Here is a 16,605-nt window from a genome sequence, read left to right on the forward strand (position 1 = left end):
TAAAATCAAGTGCATCAACGTGATATGGATCACGGATTTGAATACTCTGACATTGACAAGCGTCCCAGTCAAGGGTCCATGAGAAGGAATGTGGACGTTTGTGGGCGGGGGGATCTGAGGATCAGTTTTGCAAAAGACTCCCTGCAACAAGTTTTCCTGAACGATTGACTTGCACGGCCGTTCATGTAAAAGTCAGTGGAGCGAGCAGACGTGATTCACTTCATACCGCACGGTTCAAAGAGGAACTCAGCCGGTCCGTTGCGAATCAATAATGTCGCATTTGCAGCTATTCCTCCCGGAGCCATAACCCGGTTTCAGAGGCCACTTCAATGCATTCCTCATGCGCCAAAAGTGCAATTCCCTATGGACATTTATGCCCTCATGAACAGTTCTGAAGATTGTTCCACCCAATTCACAGGAGAAACCATGGAAACCACCCTCGTAGGAACACTGAGCAAGGCCGGCTCCATCCACAAAGTAGAAAACGGCTTCACCGCCCTGCCGTCGATGAACGAGCCAGGGACGGACGCCGCGATCGGCGACTCCCTCCACAACCCCGAGGGGTCGGTCATGTGCGCCGGCTTCTTCGAGCTGAAGGCTTCCGAGCCGCTGGTGTACACCTACACCTACGACGAGATGAAGGTCGTCATCAAGGGCGAGTTCATCCTCACGGACCAGACCACCGGCGAAGTCACGCACGCCAAGGAACGCGACGTGCTGTTCTTCCCCAAGGGCACCACCGTCAAGTTCGAGACCCCCGAGTACGGCCTGGGGTTCTTCGCCGGCGACCGCACCTTCAACCCGTAAGGACCATCAGCGCAACCCAACTCACTACGCCGCATACCGGCGGCCCATGAAAATTTGGAAGAGGAGAGCAGCATGACACTTCGAGTCGGAATCATCGGTGCAGGACCCAGCGGCATGGCACAACTGCGGGCATTCGAATCAGCACGCCAGAAGGGGGCAGAAATCCCCGAAATCATGTGCTTCGAGAAGCAGGACGAGTGGGGCGGCCAGTGGAACAACAGCTGGCGAATTGGCCTGGATGCCCACGGCGAGCCGGTTCACTCCAGCATGTACCGCCACCTATGGTCCAACGGCCCCAAGGAATGCCTGGAGTTCTCGGACTACTCCTTTGACGAGCATTTCGGCCGTCCTATATCGTCCTTCCCGCCACGCGAGGTTCTCTTCGACTACATCAAGGGCCGCGTGGAGAAGTCCGATGTCCGCAAGTACGTCCGGTTCAACAGCGTCGCACGGCACACCAGCTACAACGAGGCCACGCAGGAATTCACGCTGACGGTGGAGGACCTCAAAACCAACATCACTGAGACGCACGTGTTCGACAAGCTGGTGGTCGCGACTGGACACTTCTCCGTCCCCTCGGTCCCTGAGTTCAGGGGCGTCAAGACATTCCCGGGTGAAGTCCTGCACGCCCATGATTTCCGCGGAGCCGAGCGGTTTTATGGTAAGAACCTGCTTATGATCGGCAGCAGCTACTCTGCTGAGGACATTGGCATGCAGTCCCACAAGATGGGCGCTGCGTCCATTACCCTGAGCTACCGCACTACCCCGATGGCCTATGACTGGCCGGAGAACACGGTGGAGCGCCCGCTCGTCACCCGCTTCGAAGGCCGCACCGCACACTTTAGCGACGGCACCCAAGGCGACTTTGACGCCGTCGTGCTTTGCACCGGATACCAGCACAAGTACCCGTACCTTCCCAGTGAGCTGTCGTTGAAGTCGCCAAACGTGCTGTACCCGGGCAACCTCTACAAGGGCGTTGTGTGGCAGCAGAACACCAACCTGTTCTACCTGGGTGCGCAGGACCAGTACTACACCTTCAACATGTTCGACGCGCAGGCCTGGTTTGCCCGCGACGTTATGACCGGAGTGATTGACATTCCGTCCCTCGCCGAGCGCGAGGCGGACATCCAGCTTTGGCTTGAGCGCCAGGACGCGCTGCCGAATCACGATGCCGAGGCCGATTTCCAGACGGACTACCTGCGGGAGCTCATCGAGGCCACGGATTACCCGCCCTTCGACCTCGACGCTGTTTGCCAGTTGTTCAAGGACTGGATGCACCACAAGGAGACGGACATTCTGGGGTACCGCGACATGCTCCACCGGTCCGTGGTCACCGGCACCATGGCGACCAAGCACCACACCCGCTGGCTCAACGCGATGGACGACTCCATGCAGCGGTACTTGGACGGCCCGTCCCAGGATGTGGACGCCGGCTCGCCTGCCGCTGTGGACGACATCCTGGCCGCGCGGTAACTGGAGGCATACCCGTTGGCCAATCTAGAAAGGTTCTAGGTTCCGGCAGGCTGCCCTGACTATTTGGAGGGCTTCCGCGCTCCGGACCGTGTCCTGGCTGGTGCATGGGCAGCCGGGATACGGTCTTCGGTGGTAACGACATCAAACCGCAAGGCCAGGCAAGATGAAGATTCATCGCGGTTGACCGAGCGGTAGTCTTTGGTTGGTTACCGCCCGCTGTGGCGGTAACCGTGGAGAGTGGGGAATGGGCCATGCGGGTAGCCGCTTCGGAACGAAAAGAGCAGCTGATCTCAGCAACGGTTGAACTTATGCGCCGTGAGGGTGTTCAGTCGGTGACAATGCGGGCCATTGCCAAGGAAGCTAACGCTCCCTTGGCGGCGGCTCATTATTGCTTTAGCGATAAAGACGAACTCATGGACAAGGCCGCCGAGGCTTGGTTAAAGAACCTGAGCCGTTTTTCCAGCGGCGTCCCGGTCCACTTGGGTCTGCGTACGGCTGTGGAAAAGGTGGCCGAAGGCTACTGGCGTGCATTGGAGGAAGAGCCGGCAAGCATCCTTGCTGAGATCGAACTCATTCTCTGGGCAACGCGAAATGCCGCCGTCAGCCCGCTGGCCGCGAAGACTTATCCGGCCTATGAAGTGGAACTGGGAGACATCTTTTCTTCCGCCGCCGAAAACAGCGGGGATCAGTGCCTCATAGGCTTTGCCACCCTGGTGAGGCTCTTTCTCACGATTTACGACGGCGCAGCCATCCAATACATGACCGACGCGAAGGCGACCGATCACCGCGCCCAGTTCTTCATGATGGTCGATGCGCTCCTGATCAAAGCCGGCGTCTGACCTCGATTTTTTCATGACAGTGGATGATGGTCGTTTAATGGACACATCCGGGACGTTTGCCGGAGCTCTTGCGGGCATCATCGGCCAGGCGGAGAATGTGCTTACTGCGGGCTCCATATCTCCACCGTTGTGGATATCGGGGCTTGCCAGCAGCCGTTTTTCAGGAGAAATCCGTGAACATTAACGCACCTTCGCTGCCAGCGCCGCCACTGCGTTGGCCGTGCATTGCGCAGGGTGTCTCCCCATCAGCCGCGGTTGCCGGCTCCCGACTGTCCTTCGGGACGTCGTGAGCCCCTGAGCAATTCCGGGACCCACCCCAAACAAGAGCTTTACCCCCTGTAGGAGTTGAAATGCCAAGTTTAGTTCGCAAGAGCCTGGATTCGCCCGAGGAGACCCGTCCCTTCGAAGGGGGTACCGGCCAGCTTCAACTCGTCAACCTCGATACGGGAGCCGTTGGCCGCGCTACCTTCCTGCCCGGGTGGCGCTGGTCCGAACACGTCAAGCCGATCGCGAAAACGGAGAGCTGCCAGGCATCCCACATGGGGTACTTCGTTTCCGGGCGGATGAAGGTAGTCATGGACGACGGCGAAGAGATGGAGTATGGGCCAGGCGACTTCGGCACCATGGCGCCAGGCCATGACGCCTGGACAGTGGGAGACGAACCCTGCGTGGTAATCGACTGGCAGGGATTCGCCGACTACGCCAAGCCCTGAGCACCCCCGCCCGAAACGACGAACGCCCCGTCCCAGCCCGCAGCAGCCTGATCACAGGTACATCCTTCTTTACCCCAGAACGCCCCGGCAGCCTTAAATCTGCCGGGGCGTTCTATGTCCTGCCGAGGCCTGAAGCATGTAGCTGTAATAGCGCGGCCGGGGCAGATGCTACCGCTGCAGCATCCTCTGGAGGTTCGTTCTTCTTCGGGTTGTTGCGCGCGACGCTGCTATCAGGTCCATCATGGCTTCCACGGCCTCCCGGTTGGAAAGCCCGTTGTCGTGGCAGAGGGACCGCCACGTCCAGAAGGAAACCGCATGCGCGACGACGGCGCGCAGCCGGCCGCTGCTGTCTGTCGCCGGAAACGGCTGAAGGAGCGTGTCGCGGAAAAACGCATCGCGCTCTTCGAGCTGTCGGTTGTGCCGCTCCGGAATGACCTCCCGATCGCCATAGATGCGCGTGAGCATCGGCTCGCCGCCGCGATAGAACCGGTAAAGATCCGTCAGGCCGGCCTGCAGGCGTTCCGCGGGGTCCGCGAGCTCGGACCAGGCACTCGGGTCCGGTAGCTGCTGCTGTGAGAGCCAATGCGAGGAGCAGGCAGCGAACAGTGCCTCGTCATCGGCAAAATGCCGGTAGACCGTCAGGCGCGTCACGCCGGCCTGCTTGGCGACGCCCGCAATGGTGGTCCGGGTTGGGCCTATTGAACCGTGCAGGGCAACCGCAGCGTCCACGATGCGCTGACGCGTAGTCTCCACCTGCTCGGCACGCTTGTTCATCTGATAAGTGCGGATTTTGGTTGATCGGTTCTGTTCATTCAAAGCATTGACGCCGGTTCCTGTGCGGTCGGATAATTCGCTATACACCATTGTATATCGAATGAGGAAAGGTGGCCTGTCATGGGCGCTGAGGAGGCTCCGCGGCTCACTGTCGTGGAGCCAGGGGAAGGACGCCAGGGCAGCCTCGGAAGTATTGGGGTTGTCTTCAAACTGTTCGGTGAACACACCAATGAGCAGATCTCCATCGTGGAGCACCCGTTCCCCGTCGGGGCATTGGTGCCGCCGCACCTGCATACCCGCGAGGACGAGTATTCCATCGTCCTTGCAGGCGAGATCGGATTCCGATCCGGTGAGCGCGAGGCGGTGTTAGGCGCCGGGGGCTACATCACGAAGCCGCGCGGCGAACTGCACACCATGTGGAACGCGGGCAAAGTTCCCGCGAGGATGATCGAAATCATCAGCCCCGCCGGATTCGAGCACTTCTTCTGGGGGCTGGCCGATCAGCTCGAACCCGGGGGACCACCCGATCCTGAGGCCATCGGCAAACTCGCAGCCGAATACGGTCTGCAGTTCGGCGAAGCACCATGGCTCCCTGACATCATCGCCCGGTACGGGCTGACTCCTCCGATGGGCTGACTCTTCCGCTGGGCTGACTCTTCCGCTGGGCTGACGGGCGCGTCGAGTGACAGCCGGGAAGCAAGCGGCATTTCTGAATTGCATGGCCTCGGCTTTAAGGCATATAACGGTATAGCTGCCCCGCACGTCCCCGGCTGTTCCAAGCCTTGGGTGATCAGACGTCCGGCTTCCGCGGCTCCGACCTTTCATAAAGGAGAAGTTATGCATCTTTTGCCACGTGAGCAGGAAAAACTCATGATCGTTATTGCCGCCGACCTTGCCCGGCGGCGGCAGGGCAGGGGGCTAAAACTGAACTTCCCCGAGGCCGTGGCCCTCATCAGTTACGAACTCATTGAGGGGGCACGCGACGGCCGGACCGTGGCGGACCTGATGAGCTACGGGACCACGCTGCTCACCCGGGACGACGTCATGGAAGGGGTGCCTGAGATGATTCACGATGTCCAGATCGAGGCCACCTTCCCCGACGGCACAAAGCTCGTCACCGTTCACGATCCCATCCGATAGGAGTAGGTCCATGATTCCCGGAGAATACGCCCTCAGGTCCGAACCCGTGACGCTGAATGCAGGACGTGACGCTACCGACGTCGTCGTCACCAACACCGGCGACCGGCCCATCCAAGTGGGCTCGCACTTTCACTTTGCCGAGGCCAACGCCGCCCTTGATTTTGACCGCACCGCTGCCTACGGCCGCCGGCTGGACATCCCTGCAGGCACCGCCGCCCGGTTCGAGCCCGGCGACAGCAGGCCTGTCCGGCTGATCGAACTGGCAGGCGACCGCGAGGTCTACGGCTTGAGTAACGCCGTCAACGGGCCGCTCACGAACGCTGAAGGAGCAAACAAATGAGCCTTGAAATTCCCCGCAAGCAGTACGCGGACCTGTACGGCCCCACCACCGGAGATGCCATCCGCCTGGCGGACACCGACCTGTTCCTCGAAATCGAAAAGGACCTCACCGTGTACGGCGAGGAAGTGGTTTTCGGCGGTGGCAAGGTGATCCGTGACGGCATGGGCCAGAACGGCCAGCTGACCAGGGATGAGGACGTCCCGGACACCGTGATCACCAACGCCGTCATCCTGGACTACACCGGCATCTACAAGGCCGACATCGCCCTCAAGGACGGCCATATCTTCAAGATCGGCAAGGCCGGCAACCCACAGATCTCTGACGGCGTGGACATCGTGATCGGCGCCAGCACCGAAATCATCGCCGGGGAGCGGAAGATCCTCACCGCCGGCGGCATCGACACCCACATCCACTTCATCTCCCCGGACCAGGTCCCCACCGCCCTCTGCAGCGGGATCACCACCATGGTGGGCGGCGGCACCGGCCCGGCCGAAGGCACCAAGGCCACCACCGTCACGCCGGGCAAATGGCACATCCAGCGGATGCTGCAGGCCGTTGAGGGGCTTCCCATGAACATCGGGCTGTTCGGCAAAGGCCACGCGTCCGCCGTCGAGCCGCTGGCCGAGCAGATCCGGGCAGGCGCCGTGGGGCTGAAGGTCCACGAGGACTGGGGCGCCACCACCTCCTCGATCGACACCTCCTTGAAGGTGGCCGACGAGTATGACGTCCAGGTGGCCATCCACACCGACACCCTGAACGAGTGCGGCTTTGTGGAGGACACCATCCGGGCCATCGACGGCCGGGTCATCCACACGTTCCACACCGAAGGCGCCGGCGGCGGCCATGCCCCGGACATCATCAAGATCGCCGGGCTCCCCAACGTCCTGCCGGCCTCGACCAACCCGACGCTTCCTTACACCCGCAACACCATCGAAGAGCACCTGGACATGCTCATGGTGTGCCACCACCTCAGCCCGGCCATCCCCGAGGACGTGGCGTTCGCCGATTCCCGCATCCGCGCCGAGACCATTGCTGCGGAGGACGTCCTGCAGGACCTGGGGATCTTCGCCATTACGTCCTCCGATTCACAGGCGATGGGCCGCGTGGGCGAGGTGGTCACGCGCACCTGGCAGGTGGCGGACAAGATGAAGAGGCAACGCGGCGTGCTGAAGGATCCCGACGGCGGGACGCACGGTGCGGCGAACGGTTCCGGCGAAGAGAGCGACAACTTCCGCCTCAAGCGCTATGTGGCGAAGTACACCATCAACCCGGCTATCGCGCAGGGCATGGCGGACTCCATCGGCTCGGTGGAGGAAGGGAAGTTTGCGGACTTGGTGCTCTGGGACCCGGCGTTCTTTGGCGTCAAGCCGGAACTGGTGCTCAAGGGCGGCCAGATCGCGTACGCGCTGATGGGCGACTCCAACGGCTCCATCCCCACGCCGCAGCCACGCACCATGCGTCCCATGTTCGCCACCTTCGGGAAGGCGCTGCAAAAGTCGTCCATCACGTTCCTGTCCAAGGCAGCGATCGAGGCCGGCGTGCCGGCGGAGCTGGGACTTGAGAAGGTCATCCGGCCGGTCTCCGGCATCCGCTCCCTGACCAAGGCAGACCTCAAACACAACGGGGCTACTCCTAACATCGAGGTTGACCCGGAAACGTACAAGGTGACTGTCGACGGCGAGGACGTCACCTGTGAGCCCTCCGACGTGCTGCCTATGGCCCAGCGCTACTTCCTCTTCTAGGAGCGGTTTGTGATTATCGAAAAGGTTTTAGGTAACCTGCACGAGCTGCCACCGGATTCGCGGGAGTATGCAGGCCTGCACCGGGAGAAGGTGATCCTGCCCAGCGCCGAGCTGGTTAAGCGGATCCAGCGGGTCACCACTGACCACGGCAAGGTGATCGGCATCCGCCTGCCCGCAGGTTCGGCGGACCTGCGGGACGGTGACATCCTGGATGTGGCCGAAACCAACATGATCGTGGTGTCGGTGCTGGCCACCGACGTCCTGGTCATCGCGCCCCGGTCCATCCAGGAGATGGGGATCGTGGCGCATTCCCTCGGCAACCGTCACCTGCAGGCCCAGTTCTTCGATGCAGGGTCCGAGTTTGGCTCCGAAGTCATGGTCTGTGCCTACGATCACACCGTGGAGGACTACCTCAAGCACGTCGGTGTTCCCTACGACCGGCAGGAACGCGTCATGCCCGTTCCTTTCCGCCATGCCGAACACTCGCACTAGCTACCAGCTCGCGCTCCAGCAGCTGACGGACTCAGCGCTCCCTACCGGGGCGTTTGCGCACTCGCTGGGGTTCGAGACGTACATTGAGCGCGGGCTGATCTCCGATGCGGACTCGTTTGGGCGCTGGCTCTCGGCGTTTATCGGCCAGCAGCTCACCTACTCCGACGGGATGGCCATTCGGCTGCTCTATGAGGGAAGTCCCGTCGCCGAGCTGGATCCTGTGCTCACGGCGCAGCTCCTTCCGCGGCAGGTGCGCGAAGCCGGCATCACGATGGGCGGCAGGCTGCTGGAGATCGGCGGCCAGGTTTTCCCGTCGCCTGAGCTGGCGGAGTACCGCGACCTGGTGGCCACAGGCCGCGCCGCAGGCCACCAGCCGCTGGCGTTCGCCGTCGTCGCCCGTTCCCTGGGCGTGCCGCTGGCGGAGGCACTCGGCGCGTACCTGTTCGCCACCGTCACGTCGCTGACCCAGAATGCGGTGCGCGCCATTCCGCTTGGCCAGAACGCCGGACAGCGGCTTCTTGGGCGAGCGGCCGGCGACGTCGCGGCCGCCGTCGAGCGGATCGGGCATCTGGCACCGGACGACTTCGGGGCCATGAGCCCCGGATTGGAAATTTCGCAGATGCGGCACGAGCGGCAACGTGCGCGCATGTTCATGAGTTAACAGGAGGACAGAATGACTGAACCCATCATTATCGGTATCGGCGGTCCGGTGGGGGCCGGTAAAACCCAGCTGGTGGAGCGGCTCACCCGTCACATGAGCGGTGACATTTCCATGGCCGCCATCACCAACGACATCTACACCATCGAGGACGCCAAAATTCTGGCGGCAAACGGTATCCTGCCTGAGGACAGGATCATCGGCGTCGAAACCGGCGGCTGCCCGCACACCGCCATCCGTGAAGACACCTCCATGAACACGGCGGCCATTAAGGAACTGAAGAGGCGCCACCCGGACCTCAAGGTCATCTTCGTTGAGTCCGGGGGCGACAACCTGTCCGCCACGTTCAGTCCCGAACTTGTCGACTTCTCCGTCTACATCATCGATGTGGCCCAGGGGGAGAAGATCCCCCGTAAAGCAGGCCAGGGCATGATCAAATCCGATCTCTTCATCATCAACAAGACCGACCTCGCCCCCCACGTCGGCGCCGATCTGTCCGTCATGGAGAAGGACTCCAAGGAATTCCGCGGGGACAAGCCGTTCTGTTTCACCAACCTGAAAACCGACGAAGGGCTCGACAAGGTCATCGAGTGGATCCGGCACGACGTCCTGATGCTCGATTTGGCCAAATGAGTACGACGGCATCCGGGCTTGCACCGGTGGTGGAGCTCATCGAGACCCAGGGATTTCGACAGGCTCAAGCACCGGGGGCCAGGGGTGTGCTTGAGCTCGTCATTTCCGAGCGCGGCGGCAAATCCATCGCCTCGCACCAGTATCATCAAGGCGCTCTTCGGGTGTTGCGGCCGCATTACCTTGATGACTCCGGGCAGGTTTGCTATGTCACGGTGAACCCGGGCGGCGCTTATCTCGGAGCTGACCTTTTTACGGTGGACGTTGAGGTGCAGGCGGGGGCCTCGTTGCTTTTGACGACGCAGTCGGCCACCAAGATCTACCGGACTCCTGACTCCTTTGCCGAGCAGCGGACGACCCTGCGACTCGGGGAAAACGCACAGCTGGAACTGGCGCCGGACCAGCTGATCGCCTACCGCGAGGCAACCTACCGGCAGAACACGCACATCACCGTGCGCCCGACATCGAGCCTGATCATGGCTGAGGTTGTCACTCCCGGCTGGTCTCCTGATGGCTCCTCGTTCAAGTATGAAGAACTGCGGCTGCGGAATGAGATCCACGTCTCCGGCCCTAACGGCATGCAGTTGCTGGCCCTGGACAACCTGCTCATCAGGCCGCCACTGGGTGATGTCACCGGGATGGGCTTCATGGAAGGCTTCAGTCACCTGGGCTCGCTGATTGTCGTAGACCGGCGGGTGGATCAAGCCCTCGCGGATGAACTTCACGCACTGACCGTCGGCTACGACGCCCACACCGGCGTGTCTTTGACCGCACGAAATGCGGGGACCACGGGTCTTGTCCTGCGGTCCCTGTCCAACAGCACCGGGGAACTCAACCACATCCTGGGAGCCTGCACAGGGCTGCTGCGCGAACGCTGGTACGGGCAATCACCTATGGACCTGAGGAAGTACTGATGGCCGCACTGACCCAGTTCGCCGTCATGTACCGCGAGCGGGAGACCCTGCCGCTCCGGACGCGCCTGTTCTTCACCTTCGGCGCGGTGGCCGCGCTGCATGCGGCCGCCGTCGTACTCCTGCTCGCGGGAACGTCATTCGCGGGCACAACCGGGCACCCGCTGGCGCTGGGACTGATCTTGACCGCCTACCTGACCGGCGTTAAGCACAGCTACGACTGGGACCATGTCGCGGCGATTGACAACTCCACCCGCAGGTTCGTTGCCCAGCACAAGAACCCTGTCAGTGTGGGCTTTGCGTTCAGCCTGGGCCACAGCTCCGTCGTTGTTTTGGCAGGGGTGCTGGTGGTGTCGGGTGCCTCTCTGGTGGGACAACTGATGGAAGGGGGCACCACCGGAAACCTGGTGCTGGGGCTGATCGGCAGTGCAGTATCCGGACTCTTCCTGCTGTTCATGGGTATCGTCAACGGCGCGGCCTTCCTCAGCGCCGCACAGTCCTACCGGAAGATGGCCAGGGGAGGTGACGTGGGGGAGCAGGACCTCGAAGCCAGGGGGTTTATGGCGAGGCTTCTAGCCAAGCCTTTGGCCAAGGTGGAGCGGCCGCGCAACATCTACGTGATCGGTTTCCTGTTCGGCCTGGGGTTCGATACCGCCACAACCGTCGGACTGTTGGTGATGACCACCGCAGCGACCGTGGCCGGCGTTTCTCCAATCGCACTGATGGCCATTCCGCTGGCCTTCACGGCGGCCATGACCCTGTGTGATTCCGTCAATGGGGTCGCCATGATGCGCCTGTACAAGTCAGCCATCGGGAACCCGCAGCGCAGGCTCGGGTTCAACACCGTCATCACTGGATTGTCGGCGCTCTCTGCTCTTTTTGTTTCGGTCATCACCCTGGGAGGTTTTGTCAACGGTGCATTAGGCGTGGACGGTGCGGCCGGATGGCTGGCTGGGATCGACCTCGGGAACGCCGGGCTTGCCCTGGTTGCTACGTTCGCCGCGGTGTGGATTCTTGCCGTTCTGCTGGGGCGGCGGCACGCCAAATGACCTCCTACTACATGCGTCCCGAAGTCGTCCGCAGCCTCAATTGGACCGCCGCTACCGCCCGGGGTTTAGGCCAGATCTACTTCCAGGCAAATGTCTGGACGGGGCTGACCGTGCTGGCCGGGTTCGCCATCGCCAACTGGCGGATGGCTGTCCTTGCGGTTGTGGGGCTGCTGTTTTCCACTTTAAGCGGAGTGCTGTGCCAGCGGAGCCGCGGCGAACTGGGCAACGGCTTGCACGGCTATTGCGGGGCCCTGGTGGGCGCCGCACAGTTCTCCGCTCTGGGCTTTACCTGGCCGGCCGCCGCGTTCGCCGTCGCCGGCGGCCTGGCCTGCGGCCCGGTCACCGTCGCGCTTGCGTGGCTGTTTTACCACCCTGCCATCCGAAAGTACTCGCTGCCCGTAACCACCGCGCCGTTCTGTATCGTCGCCGGGGTGCTTTTTGCCGTGCACGCCCCACTGCACGGCCCGCACACCGATCTGGGCGAGGTGCCTGAAAACATACTTGCCGACATGGGCCAGGCCATCCTGACCAATATTTCCGAAGTGGTGCTGGTCGACTCAGCCATCGCGGGCGCCGTTATCCTCCTTGGGTTATTCATCGCCCACTGGAAGGTGGCCGCCGCCGCACTCCTGGGCAGCGTCTTGGAGGCCGTCATGGACCTTGTCACAGGTTCCGATGTGCAGGCCGTGACCCACGGGCTCCTCGGCTATTCCGGGGTCCTGACGGCCATTGCGTTGGCGGCAGTCTTTTTGCGGGGCACGTGGCAACCTTGGGTTGCCGCCATTGTGGGCGTTGTCGTTTCTTCGGTGCTTGCCTGGGTGATGGGCCTGACGGCGCTGCCGGTTTACACATGGCCGTTCATCCTTGCTACGTGGTTCATGTTGGTTGTGCTCCACCACATTCCGGGGTTCAGTCCCCGGCAGTAGCGCCGTACGCTTAGCCGTACATCGACTTTCCGATGTTCGACGCGTCCGAACGGATCCGCATGGCAGAGCTCAACGTCCAGGAGCGGAGCTCCCTCCAGCTGCCCATCACCGACGCCGCGAGCCTTCCCGGGGAACAGGTCCTGGACCGCCTGGGCTCATGCCTCGAGGGGCTTACCGGCGGAGAAGCCGCGTCCCGCCTGGCCGCCCTGGGCCCCAACGCCGTCCGCACCCACCGGGCCGACGGCTGGGCGGTGCTGGGGCGGCAGTTCGCGAGCCCCATCCTGATCCTGCTGATCGTCACTGCCGGCCTGTCCCTCTTCTTGGGTGACGCCACCAATTCGATCGTGATCGGCGTGATCCTGCTGGTCAGTGTGGGGCTAGGCTTCACCAACGAGTTCCGTGCGGAGCGCGCCTCCGAGGCTTTGCACTCCCGCGTCACCCACCGCGCCGTGGTGCTCCGCGGCGGAACCACCCAAGACGTGGATGTCACCGCCCTGGTGCCAGGCGACGTCGTCCATCTCTCCCTGGGCGCCATCATCCCCGCCGACATTCGGCTCCTGAGCACCAAAAACCTCCTCTGCGACGAAAGCATCCTCACGGGGGAGTCCCTGCCCGCCGCCAAGGATCCGGCGCCCGTGGCCGCCGGAGCGTCCCTGGGGGACCTCACCTCCTGCGCCTTCATGGGCACCATCATCCAGTCCGGCGGCTGCACCGGCGTGGTGGTGGCCACCGGCGGCCGCGCCGAATTCGGCCGGATCGCCCTGGGCCTGGGCGAACGGCAGCCGCAGACCGAATTCCAGCTCGGACTCAAACGCTTCAGCTTCCTGCTCCTGCAGGTGGCTGTGGTGCTCACCTCGCTGATCTTCATCGCCAACCTGCTGCTGCAGCGCCCGCTCATCGAATCCCTCCTGTTCTCCCTGGCCATCGCCGTGGGCATCACGCCGCAGCTGCTCCCCGCCGTCGTCAGCACTTCCCTGGCCACCGGCACCCGCCAGCTGGCGAAACGGAAAGTCCTGGTCAAACGGCTGGTCTGCATCGAGGACCTGGGGGACATGGACATCCTGGTCACAGACAAAACCGGCACCCTCACCGAAGGAAAGATCAGCTTCACCGGCGCGCTCCCGGTCACCCCGGAGATGTCCGACGGCGGCCTGCTCACCCTGGGGCTGCTGGCCACCGAGACTGACTACACGGAGGCGAAACTCTCCTCCGCGGGGCAGAACCCGCTGGACGCGGCCCTCTGGGACAGTCCGGACGCGACTGGCTTTGATCCGGCGCGCTTCGAGCGACTGGACCTGATCGACTTCGATCACCAGCGCCGCCGCACCACCGTGCTGGTCCGGGAGGCCGGCGGCCCCGCGCGCCTGGTCACCAAGGGCGCCCCGGAGGACGTCCTCGCCTTGTGCGGGCCCACCCCGCCGGCCGTGCAGGCGATGCTGGATGATCAGTTCGACGCCGGCTCCCGGGTGGTGGCGGTGGCCACCCGCTCCGCGGCGGGGCTGGCCAGCATCACCCCGGCCGACGAGCACGGCCTGGTGCTGGCCGGGTTCCTCATCTTCCTGGACCGGCCCAAAACCAACGCCAAGGAATCCCTGGACCAGCTGGCGGCGCTGGGAATCTCGGTGAAGATCGCCACCGGGGACAACGCCAAGGTGGCCGAAAAAGTCTGCGCGGACCTCGGCGTGCTGTCCGGTGGAACACTGACCGGCGCGGAGATCGAGAAGCTGTCCGACGCCGACCTGGCCGCCGCCGCCCGGACCGCCACCATCTTCGCCCGCGTTTCGCCCGAACAGAAGGCCCGCATCATCGCCCTGCTACGCCAAAGCGGCGGGTCGGTGGGGTTCATGGGCGACGGCGTGAACGATGCCCTGGCACTGCACAAGGCGGACATCGGCATCTCCGTGGACAGCGCCACCGACGTCGCCAAGGACGCCGCCGACGTCGTACTGATGGATAAGGACCTCGGCGTCCTGGCCGAAGGAGTGATGGAAGGCCGGCGGATCTTCGCCAACACCATCAAGTACGTGCTGATGGGCACATCCAGCAACTTCGGCAACATGTTCAGCGCTGCCACCGCCTCCGTGGTGCTCAGCTTCCTGCCCATGCTGCCGGGCCAGATCCTCCTCAACAACCTGCTCTACGACTCCGGCCAGCTGGCCATCCCGGGTGACCGCGTGGACAAGGAACAGCTCCGGGCCCCCTCGCACTGGAACATCGCGTTCATCCGGCGGTTCATGTTCCTGTTCGGGCCCATCAGCTCACTCTTCGACTTCGCCACGTTCGCCCTGATGCTGTTCGTGTTCAACGCCGCGCCGGGGGAGTTCCGTGCCGGCTGGTTCATCGAATCCATTGCTACGCAGACCCTCATCATCTTCGCCATCCGCACCCGGCGGGTACCGTTCCTGCGCAGCCGGCCGTCCGCCGGGCTGATCGGCGCCTCCCTGGGCGTGGTGGTCCTGGGTATCAGCTTGCCGCTCTCGCCCTTGGCGGCAGTGCTGGGCTTCGATCCGTTGCCGGTCCCGTTCTTCCTGGCCCTGCTGGGCATGATCGTGGTGTACATGTTCCTGGTGGAATTCGCGAAGGCCTGGTTCTTCGCCCGCGACGCCCAGCAGCTGCCCGCCGGACCCGTCCTGGTCCGCCGCCGCCACGAAACCCACCACATCGCCCGCCGTGCGGCCCGGTTTAGCGCCCCGCGTCGTAGGCCCACAGGACAGCATCTCACCTAGACAAGAAGGAGGCTTATTCAGACTCTGTCTATATCAATCGCTTGGTCTGCAGTTCCAATTTCCAAGGCCACCGCCAGGACCGAAACGGATCCAGCTCCCGCCAGGCCGGGCGCAGTAGAGCCCGTTCGATGGTTCCCCTGCCAGCCGCACCCATGGGGTGGATGGGCCGGTCCGGCCTCGGGACCTTGAGGGCTTTGAAGGTGGCGGTCCCAAGGCGCACGGCACGACAAGCGGGGCCGGCCACCTTCCGGTGACCGGCCCGTGGCACTGTCGTCGTACGCAAGCGGTACTTAAGGGGTGTGCTTTGCGAAGATTCCACGCCCTCGGAGGACGACCTAGTGGCGCTCCAGAACGCCGCAGGCTGCGGGGTCGGTGGCCTCGGCCGGGAGCTTGGGATCGAGTTCGCTGGCGCCGATCGTGCCGAAGTCGTACTTGCCGTTGTCGTTGTAGTCGATGCCGTGGATCACCACAACACCTTCGCCGTCGCGGATGGCCTGGGCAATGTCCTTGGCCGTTCCAATGCCGCCGTCGTCTCCGGTCCCGGCGACGTCGGTGAACTTGATGTTCTTGCGCTTGTAGTCATAGCTGCCGTCCTTGGCAACCGGGAAGCGGTCCACCGCCAGCAGGCTGGCCGGGGTGGTGTCGCCGGTGGTGGTCAGGGACACGACCACCGGACCGTAGGCGGGGATGCCCTCCACCGTGTTGAGCCGTCCATCGTGGTTGGTGTCGAAGGCCAGGGTGGGGCACTCATTCAGGGCCTGCTGGCCGTAGTGGATGTGCTGGGCGTGCGGTGCATCGGGGGTCAGTCCGTCGGCATGGACCTCGATGCGCTTGATCATTTTGTTGCCGACGACGGCCGTGGCAGTGCCGGAGGCTCCGGAACCGTTGAGCTCGGTGAGCGTGGCGGTCAGGGTGACGTTCTTGTCGTTGTCTCTGCTGTCGCTTTGGTCATTGTGCGCCTGCGCCGGAATTGCTGCCAGGGAGGCCGCGGCAACTAGGGCAACGACTGAGCCCCCAAGGGCTATCACTGATTTACGATTCACAATTCGCTCCTCGGTCTTGGCCAGTGAGGCGATCCCTCTGGTCCTGAGTGATTCGGAACACATTTCCCGGCGGATGGGTCGAGGTTCGTAAAACTCTCTTGCGGGCGCCATCGCGCAAGCGGAGAATGTCCTCACTGGCGGGGTTCCATATCCTTCTCCGCCGTGGGATATCGGGGCTTCGCAGTAGCCCACTTCCAGGAGATATCCATGAAATCGACGCACCTCCGCCGGCGCACGTCAAGCCGATCGCGAAAACGGAGGGCTGCCAGGCATCCCACATGGGGTACTTCGTTTCCGGGCGGATGAAGGTAGTCATGGACGACGGCGAGGAAATGGAGTAGG

General features: G+C 63.1%; 17 protein-coding genes. 15 read left to right on the plus strand and 2 right to left on the minus strand.

Translation table 11 applies throughout. The features are described from left to right. Positions 1-426 precede the first annotated feature (426 nt). From ABIB45_RS11975 to ABIB45_RS11990, 4 genes are all read left to right on the plus strand, one after another. Positions 427-807: a cupin domain-containing protein gene (locus tag ABIB45_RS11975; protein WP_354216074.1), complete on the plus strand. Its 381-nt coding sequence runs from the start codon at positions 427-429 to the stop codon at positions 805-807. 72 nt (positions 808-879) lie between these two features. Then, positions 880-2,280 carry a trimethylamine monooxygenase gene (locus ABIB45_RS11980; protein WP_354216075.1) on the plus strand — a complete coding sequence of 467 codons (1,401 nt, stop codon included), beginning with the start codon at positions 880-882 and terminating at the stop codon, positions 2,278-2,280. Between the two features lie 251 nt (positions 2,281-2,531). Beyond that, positions 2,532-3,119, plus strand: coding sequence for a TetR/AcrR family transcriptional regulator (locus tag ABIB45_RS11985; RefSeq protein ID WP_354216076.1), 588 nt, complete (start codon positions 2,532-2,534; stop codon positions 3,117-3,119). A gap of 350 nt (positions 3,120-3,469) precedes the next feature. Next, positions 3,470-3,832: a cupin domain-containing protein gene (locus ABIB45_RS11990; RefSeq protein ID WP_354216077.1), complete on the plus strand. Its 363-nt coding sequence runs from the start codon at positions 3,470-3,472 to the stop codon at positions 3,830-3,832. 168 nt (positions 3,833-4,000) lie between these two features. Here the strand turns inward: ABIB45_RS11990 and ABIB45_RS11995 are convergent, their stop codons facing one another. Further along, complete coding sequence (locus ABIB45_RS11995) at positions 4,001-4,606, minus strand: TetR/AcrR family transcriptional regulator (protein WP_354216078.1); 606 nt, start codon at positions 4,604-4,606, stop codon at positions 4,001-4,003. Between the two features lie 120 nt (positions 4,607-4,726). Between ABIB45_RS11995 and ABIB45_RS12000 the strand changes: the two genes are divergently transcribed. The 11 genes from ABIB45_RS12000 (at position 4,727) to mgtA (ending at position 15,220) form a co-directional block, all read left to right on the plus strand. Continuing rightward, positions 4,727-5,242, plus strand: a complete 516-nt coding sequence (locus ABIB45_RS12000; RefSeq protein WP_354216079.1) for a cupin domain-containing protein — start codon at positions 4,727-4,729, stop codon at positions 5,240-5,242. A 201-nt stretch (positions 5,243-5,443) separates the two neighbouring features. Next, positions 5,444-5,746, plus strand: a complete 303-nt coding sequence (locus tag ABIB45_RS12005; RefSeq protein ID WP_354216080.1) for an urease subunit gamma — start codon at positions 5,444-5,446, stop codon at positions 5,744-5,746. 10 nt (positions 5,747-5,756) lie between these two features. After that, positions 5,757-6,086, plus strand: coding sequence for an urease subunit beta (locus tag ABIB45_RS12010; protein WP_354216081.1), 330 nt, complete (start codon positions 5,757-5,759; stop codon positions 6,084-6,086). Then, positions 6,083-7,828, plus strand: coding sequence for an urease subunit alpha (gene ureC / locus ABIB45_RS12015; protein ID WP_354216082.1), 1,746 nt, complete (start codon positions 6,083-6,085; stop codon positions 7,826-7,828). Before ABIB45_RS12010 ends, ureC begins: the two co-directional genes overlap by 4 nt. A gap of 9 nt (positions 7,829-7,837) precedes the next feature. After that, positions 7,838-8,320, plus strand: coding sequence for an urease accessory protein UreE (ureE, locus tag ABIB45_RS12020; RefSeq protein ID WP_354216083.1), 483 nt, complete (start codon positions 7,838-7,840; stop codon positions 8,318-8,320). After that, entirely contained in the window at positions 8,301-8,981 is a 681-nt protein-coding gene (locus ABIB45_RS12025; RefSeq protein WP_354216084.1) for an urease accessory protein UreF, read from the plus strand. Before ureE ends, ABIB45_RS12025 begins: the two co-directional genes overlap by 20 nt. A gap of 12 nt (positions 8,982-8,993) precedes the next feature. Then, on the plus strand, positions 8,994-9,611 hold the full coding sequence (gene ureG / locus ABIB45_RS12030) for an urease accessory protein UreG (protein WP_354216085.1): 618 nt from the start codon (positions 8,994-8,996) through the stop codon (positions 9,609-9,611). After that, a complete protein-coding gene (locus tag ABIB45_RS12035; RefSeq protein ID WP_354216086.1) occupies positions 9,608-10,522 on the plus strand; it encodes an urease accessory protein UreD in 915 nt (304 codons plus the stop codon). The genes ureG and ABIB45_RS12035 overlap by 4 nt, the downstream gene beginning before the upstream one ends. Continuing rightward, positions 10,522-11,568 (plus strand): HoxN/HupN/NixA family nickel/cobalt transporter, encoded by a 1,047-nt coding sequence (locus tag ABIB45_RS12040; protein ID WP_354216087.1) that lies wholly within the window; start codon positions 10,522-10,524, stop codon positions 11,566-11,568. Before ABIB45_RS12035 ends, ABIB45_RS12040 begins: the two co-directional genes overlap by 1 nt. Further along, positions 11,565-12,494, plus strand: a complete 930-nt coding sequence (locus tag ABIB45_RS12045; protein WP_354216088.1) for an urea transporter — start codon at positions 11,565-11,567, stop codon at positions 12,492-12,494. Before ABIB45_RS12040 ends, ABIB45_RS12045 begins: the two co-directional genes overlap by 4 nt. Before the next feature lie 59 nt (positions 12,495-12,553). After that, positions 12,554-15,220, plus strand: coding sequence for a magnesium-translocating P-type ATPase (gene mgtA / locus ABIB45_RS12050; protein ID WP_354216089.1), 2,667 nt, complete (start codon positions 12,554-12,556; stop codon positions 15,218-15,220). A gap of 335 nt (positions 15,221-15,555) precedes the next feature. Here the strand turns inward: mgtA and ABIB45_RS12055 are convergent, their stop codons facing one another. Continuing rightward, positions 15,556-16,263, minus strand: coding sequence for a hypothetical protein (locus tag ABIB45_RS12055; protein ID WP_354216090.1), 708 nt, complete (start codon positions 16,261-16,263; stop codon positions 15,556-15,558). Between the last annotated feature and the right edge of the window lie 342 nt (positions 16,264-16,605).

It is taken from the genome of Arthrobacter sp. UYCo732, assembly GCF_040547265.1.
Taxonomy (GTDB): Bacteria; Actinomycetota; Actinomycetes; order Actinomycetales; family Micrococcaceae; genus Arthrobacter.

Bases quoted from the DNA above. Each gene is read 5' to 3' on its own strand.
- ABIB45_RS11975 (WP_354216074.1), top strand. From the start codon at position 427: ATGGAAACCACCCTCGTAGGAACACTGAGCAAGGCCGGCTCCATCCAC.
- ABIB45_RS11980 (WP_354216075.1), top strand. From the start codon at position 880: ATGACACTTCGAGTCGGAATCATCGGTGCAGGACCCAGCGGCATGGCA.
- ABIB45_RS11985 (WP_354216076.1), top strand. From the start codon at position 2,532: ATGCGGGTAGCCGCTTCGGAACGAAAAGAGCAGCTGATCTCAGCAACG.
- ABIB45_RS11990 (WP_354216077.1), top strand. From the start codon at position 3,470: ATGCCAAGTTTAGTTCGCAAGAGCCTGGATTCGCCCGAGGAGACCCGT.
- ABIB45_RS11995 (WP_354216078.1), bottom strand. From the start codon at position 4,606: ATGAACAAGCGTGCCGAGCAGGTGGAGACTACGCGTCAGCGCATCGTG.
- ABIB45_RS12000 (WP_354216079.1), top strand. From the start codon at position 4,727: ATGGGCGCTGAGGAGGCTCCGCGGCTCACTGTCGTGGAGCCAGGGGAA.
- ABIB45_RS12005 (WP_354216080.1), top strand. From the start codon at position 5,444: ATGCATCTTTTGCCACGTGAGCAGGAAAAACTCATGATCGTTATTGCC.
- ABIB45_RS12010 (WP_354216081.1), top strand. From the start codon at position 5,757: ATGATTCCCGGAGAATACGCCCTCAGGTCCGAACCCGTGACGCTGAAT.
- ureC (WP_354216082.1), top strand. From the start codon at position 6,083: ATGAGCCTTGAAATTCCCCGCAAGCAGTACGCGGACCTGTACGGCCCC.
- ABIB45_RS12025 (WP_354216084.1), top strand. From the start codon at position 8,301: ATGCCGAACACTCGCACTAGCTACCAGCTCGCGCTCCAGCAGCTGACG.
- ureG (WP_354216085.1), top strand. From the start codon at position 8,994: ATGACTGAACCCATCATTATCGGTATCGGCGGTCCGGTGGGGGCCGGT.
- ABIB45_RS12035 (WP_354216086.1), top strand. From the start codon at position 9,608: ATGAGTACGACGGCATCCGGGCTTGCACCGGTGGTGGAGCTCATCGAG.
- ABIB45_RS12040 (WP_354216087.1), top strand. From the start codon at position 10,522: ATGGCCGCACTGACCCAGTTCGCCGTCATGTACCGCGAGCGGGAGACC.
- ABIB45_RS12045 (WP_354216088.1), top strand. From the start codon at position 11,565: ATGACCTCCTACTACATGCGTCCCGAAGTCGTCCGCAGCCTCAATTGG.
- mgtA (WP_354216089.1), top strand. From the start codon at position 12,554: ATGGCAGAGCTCAACGTCCAGGAGCGGAGCTCCCTCCAGCTGCCCATC.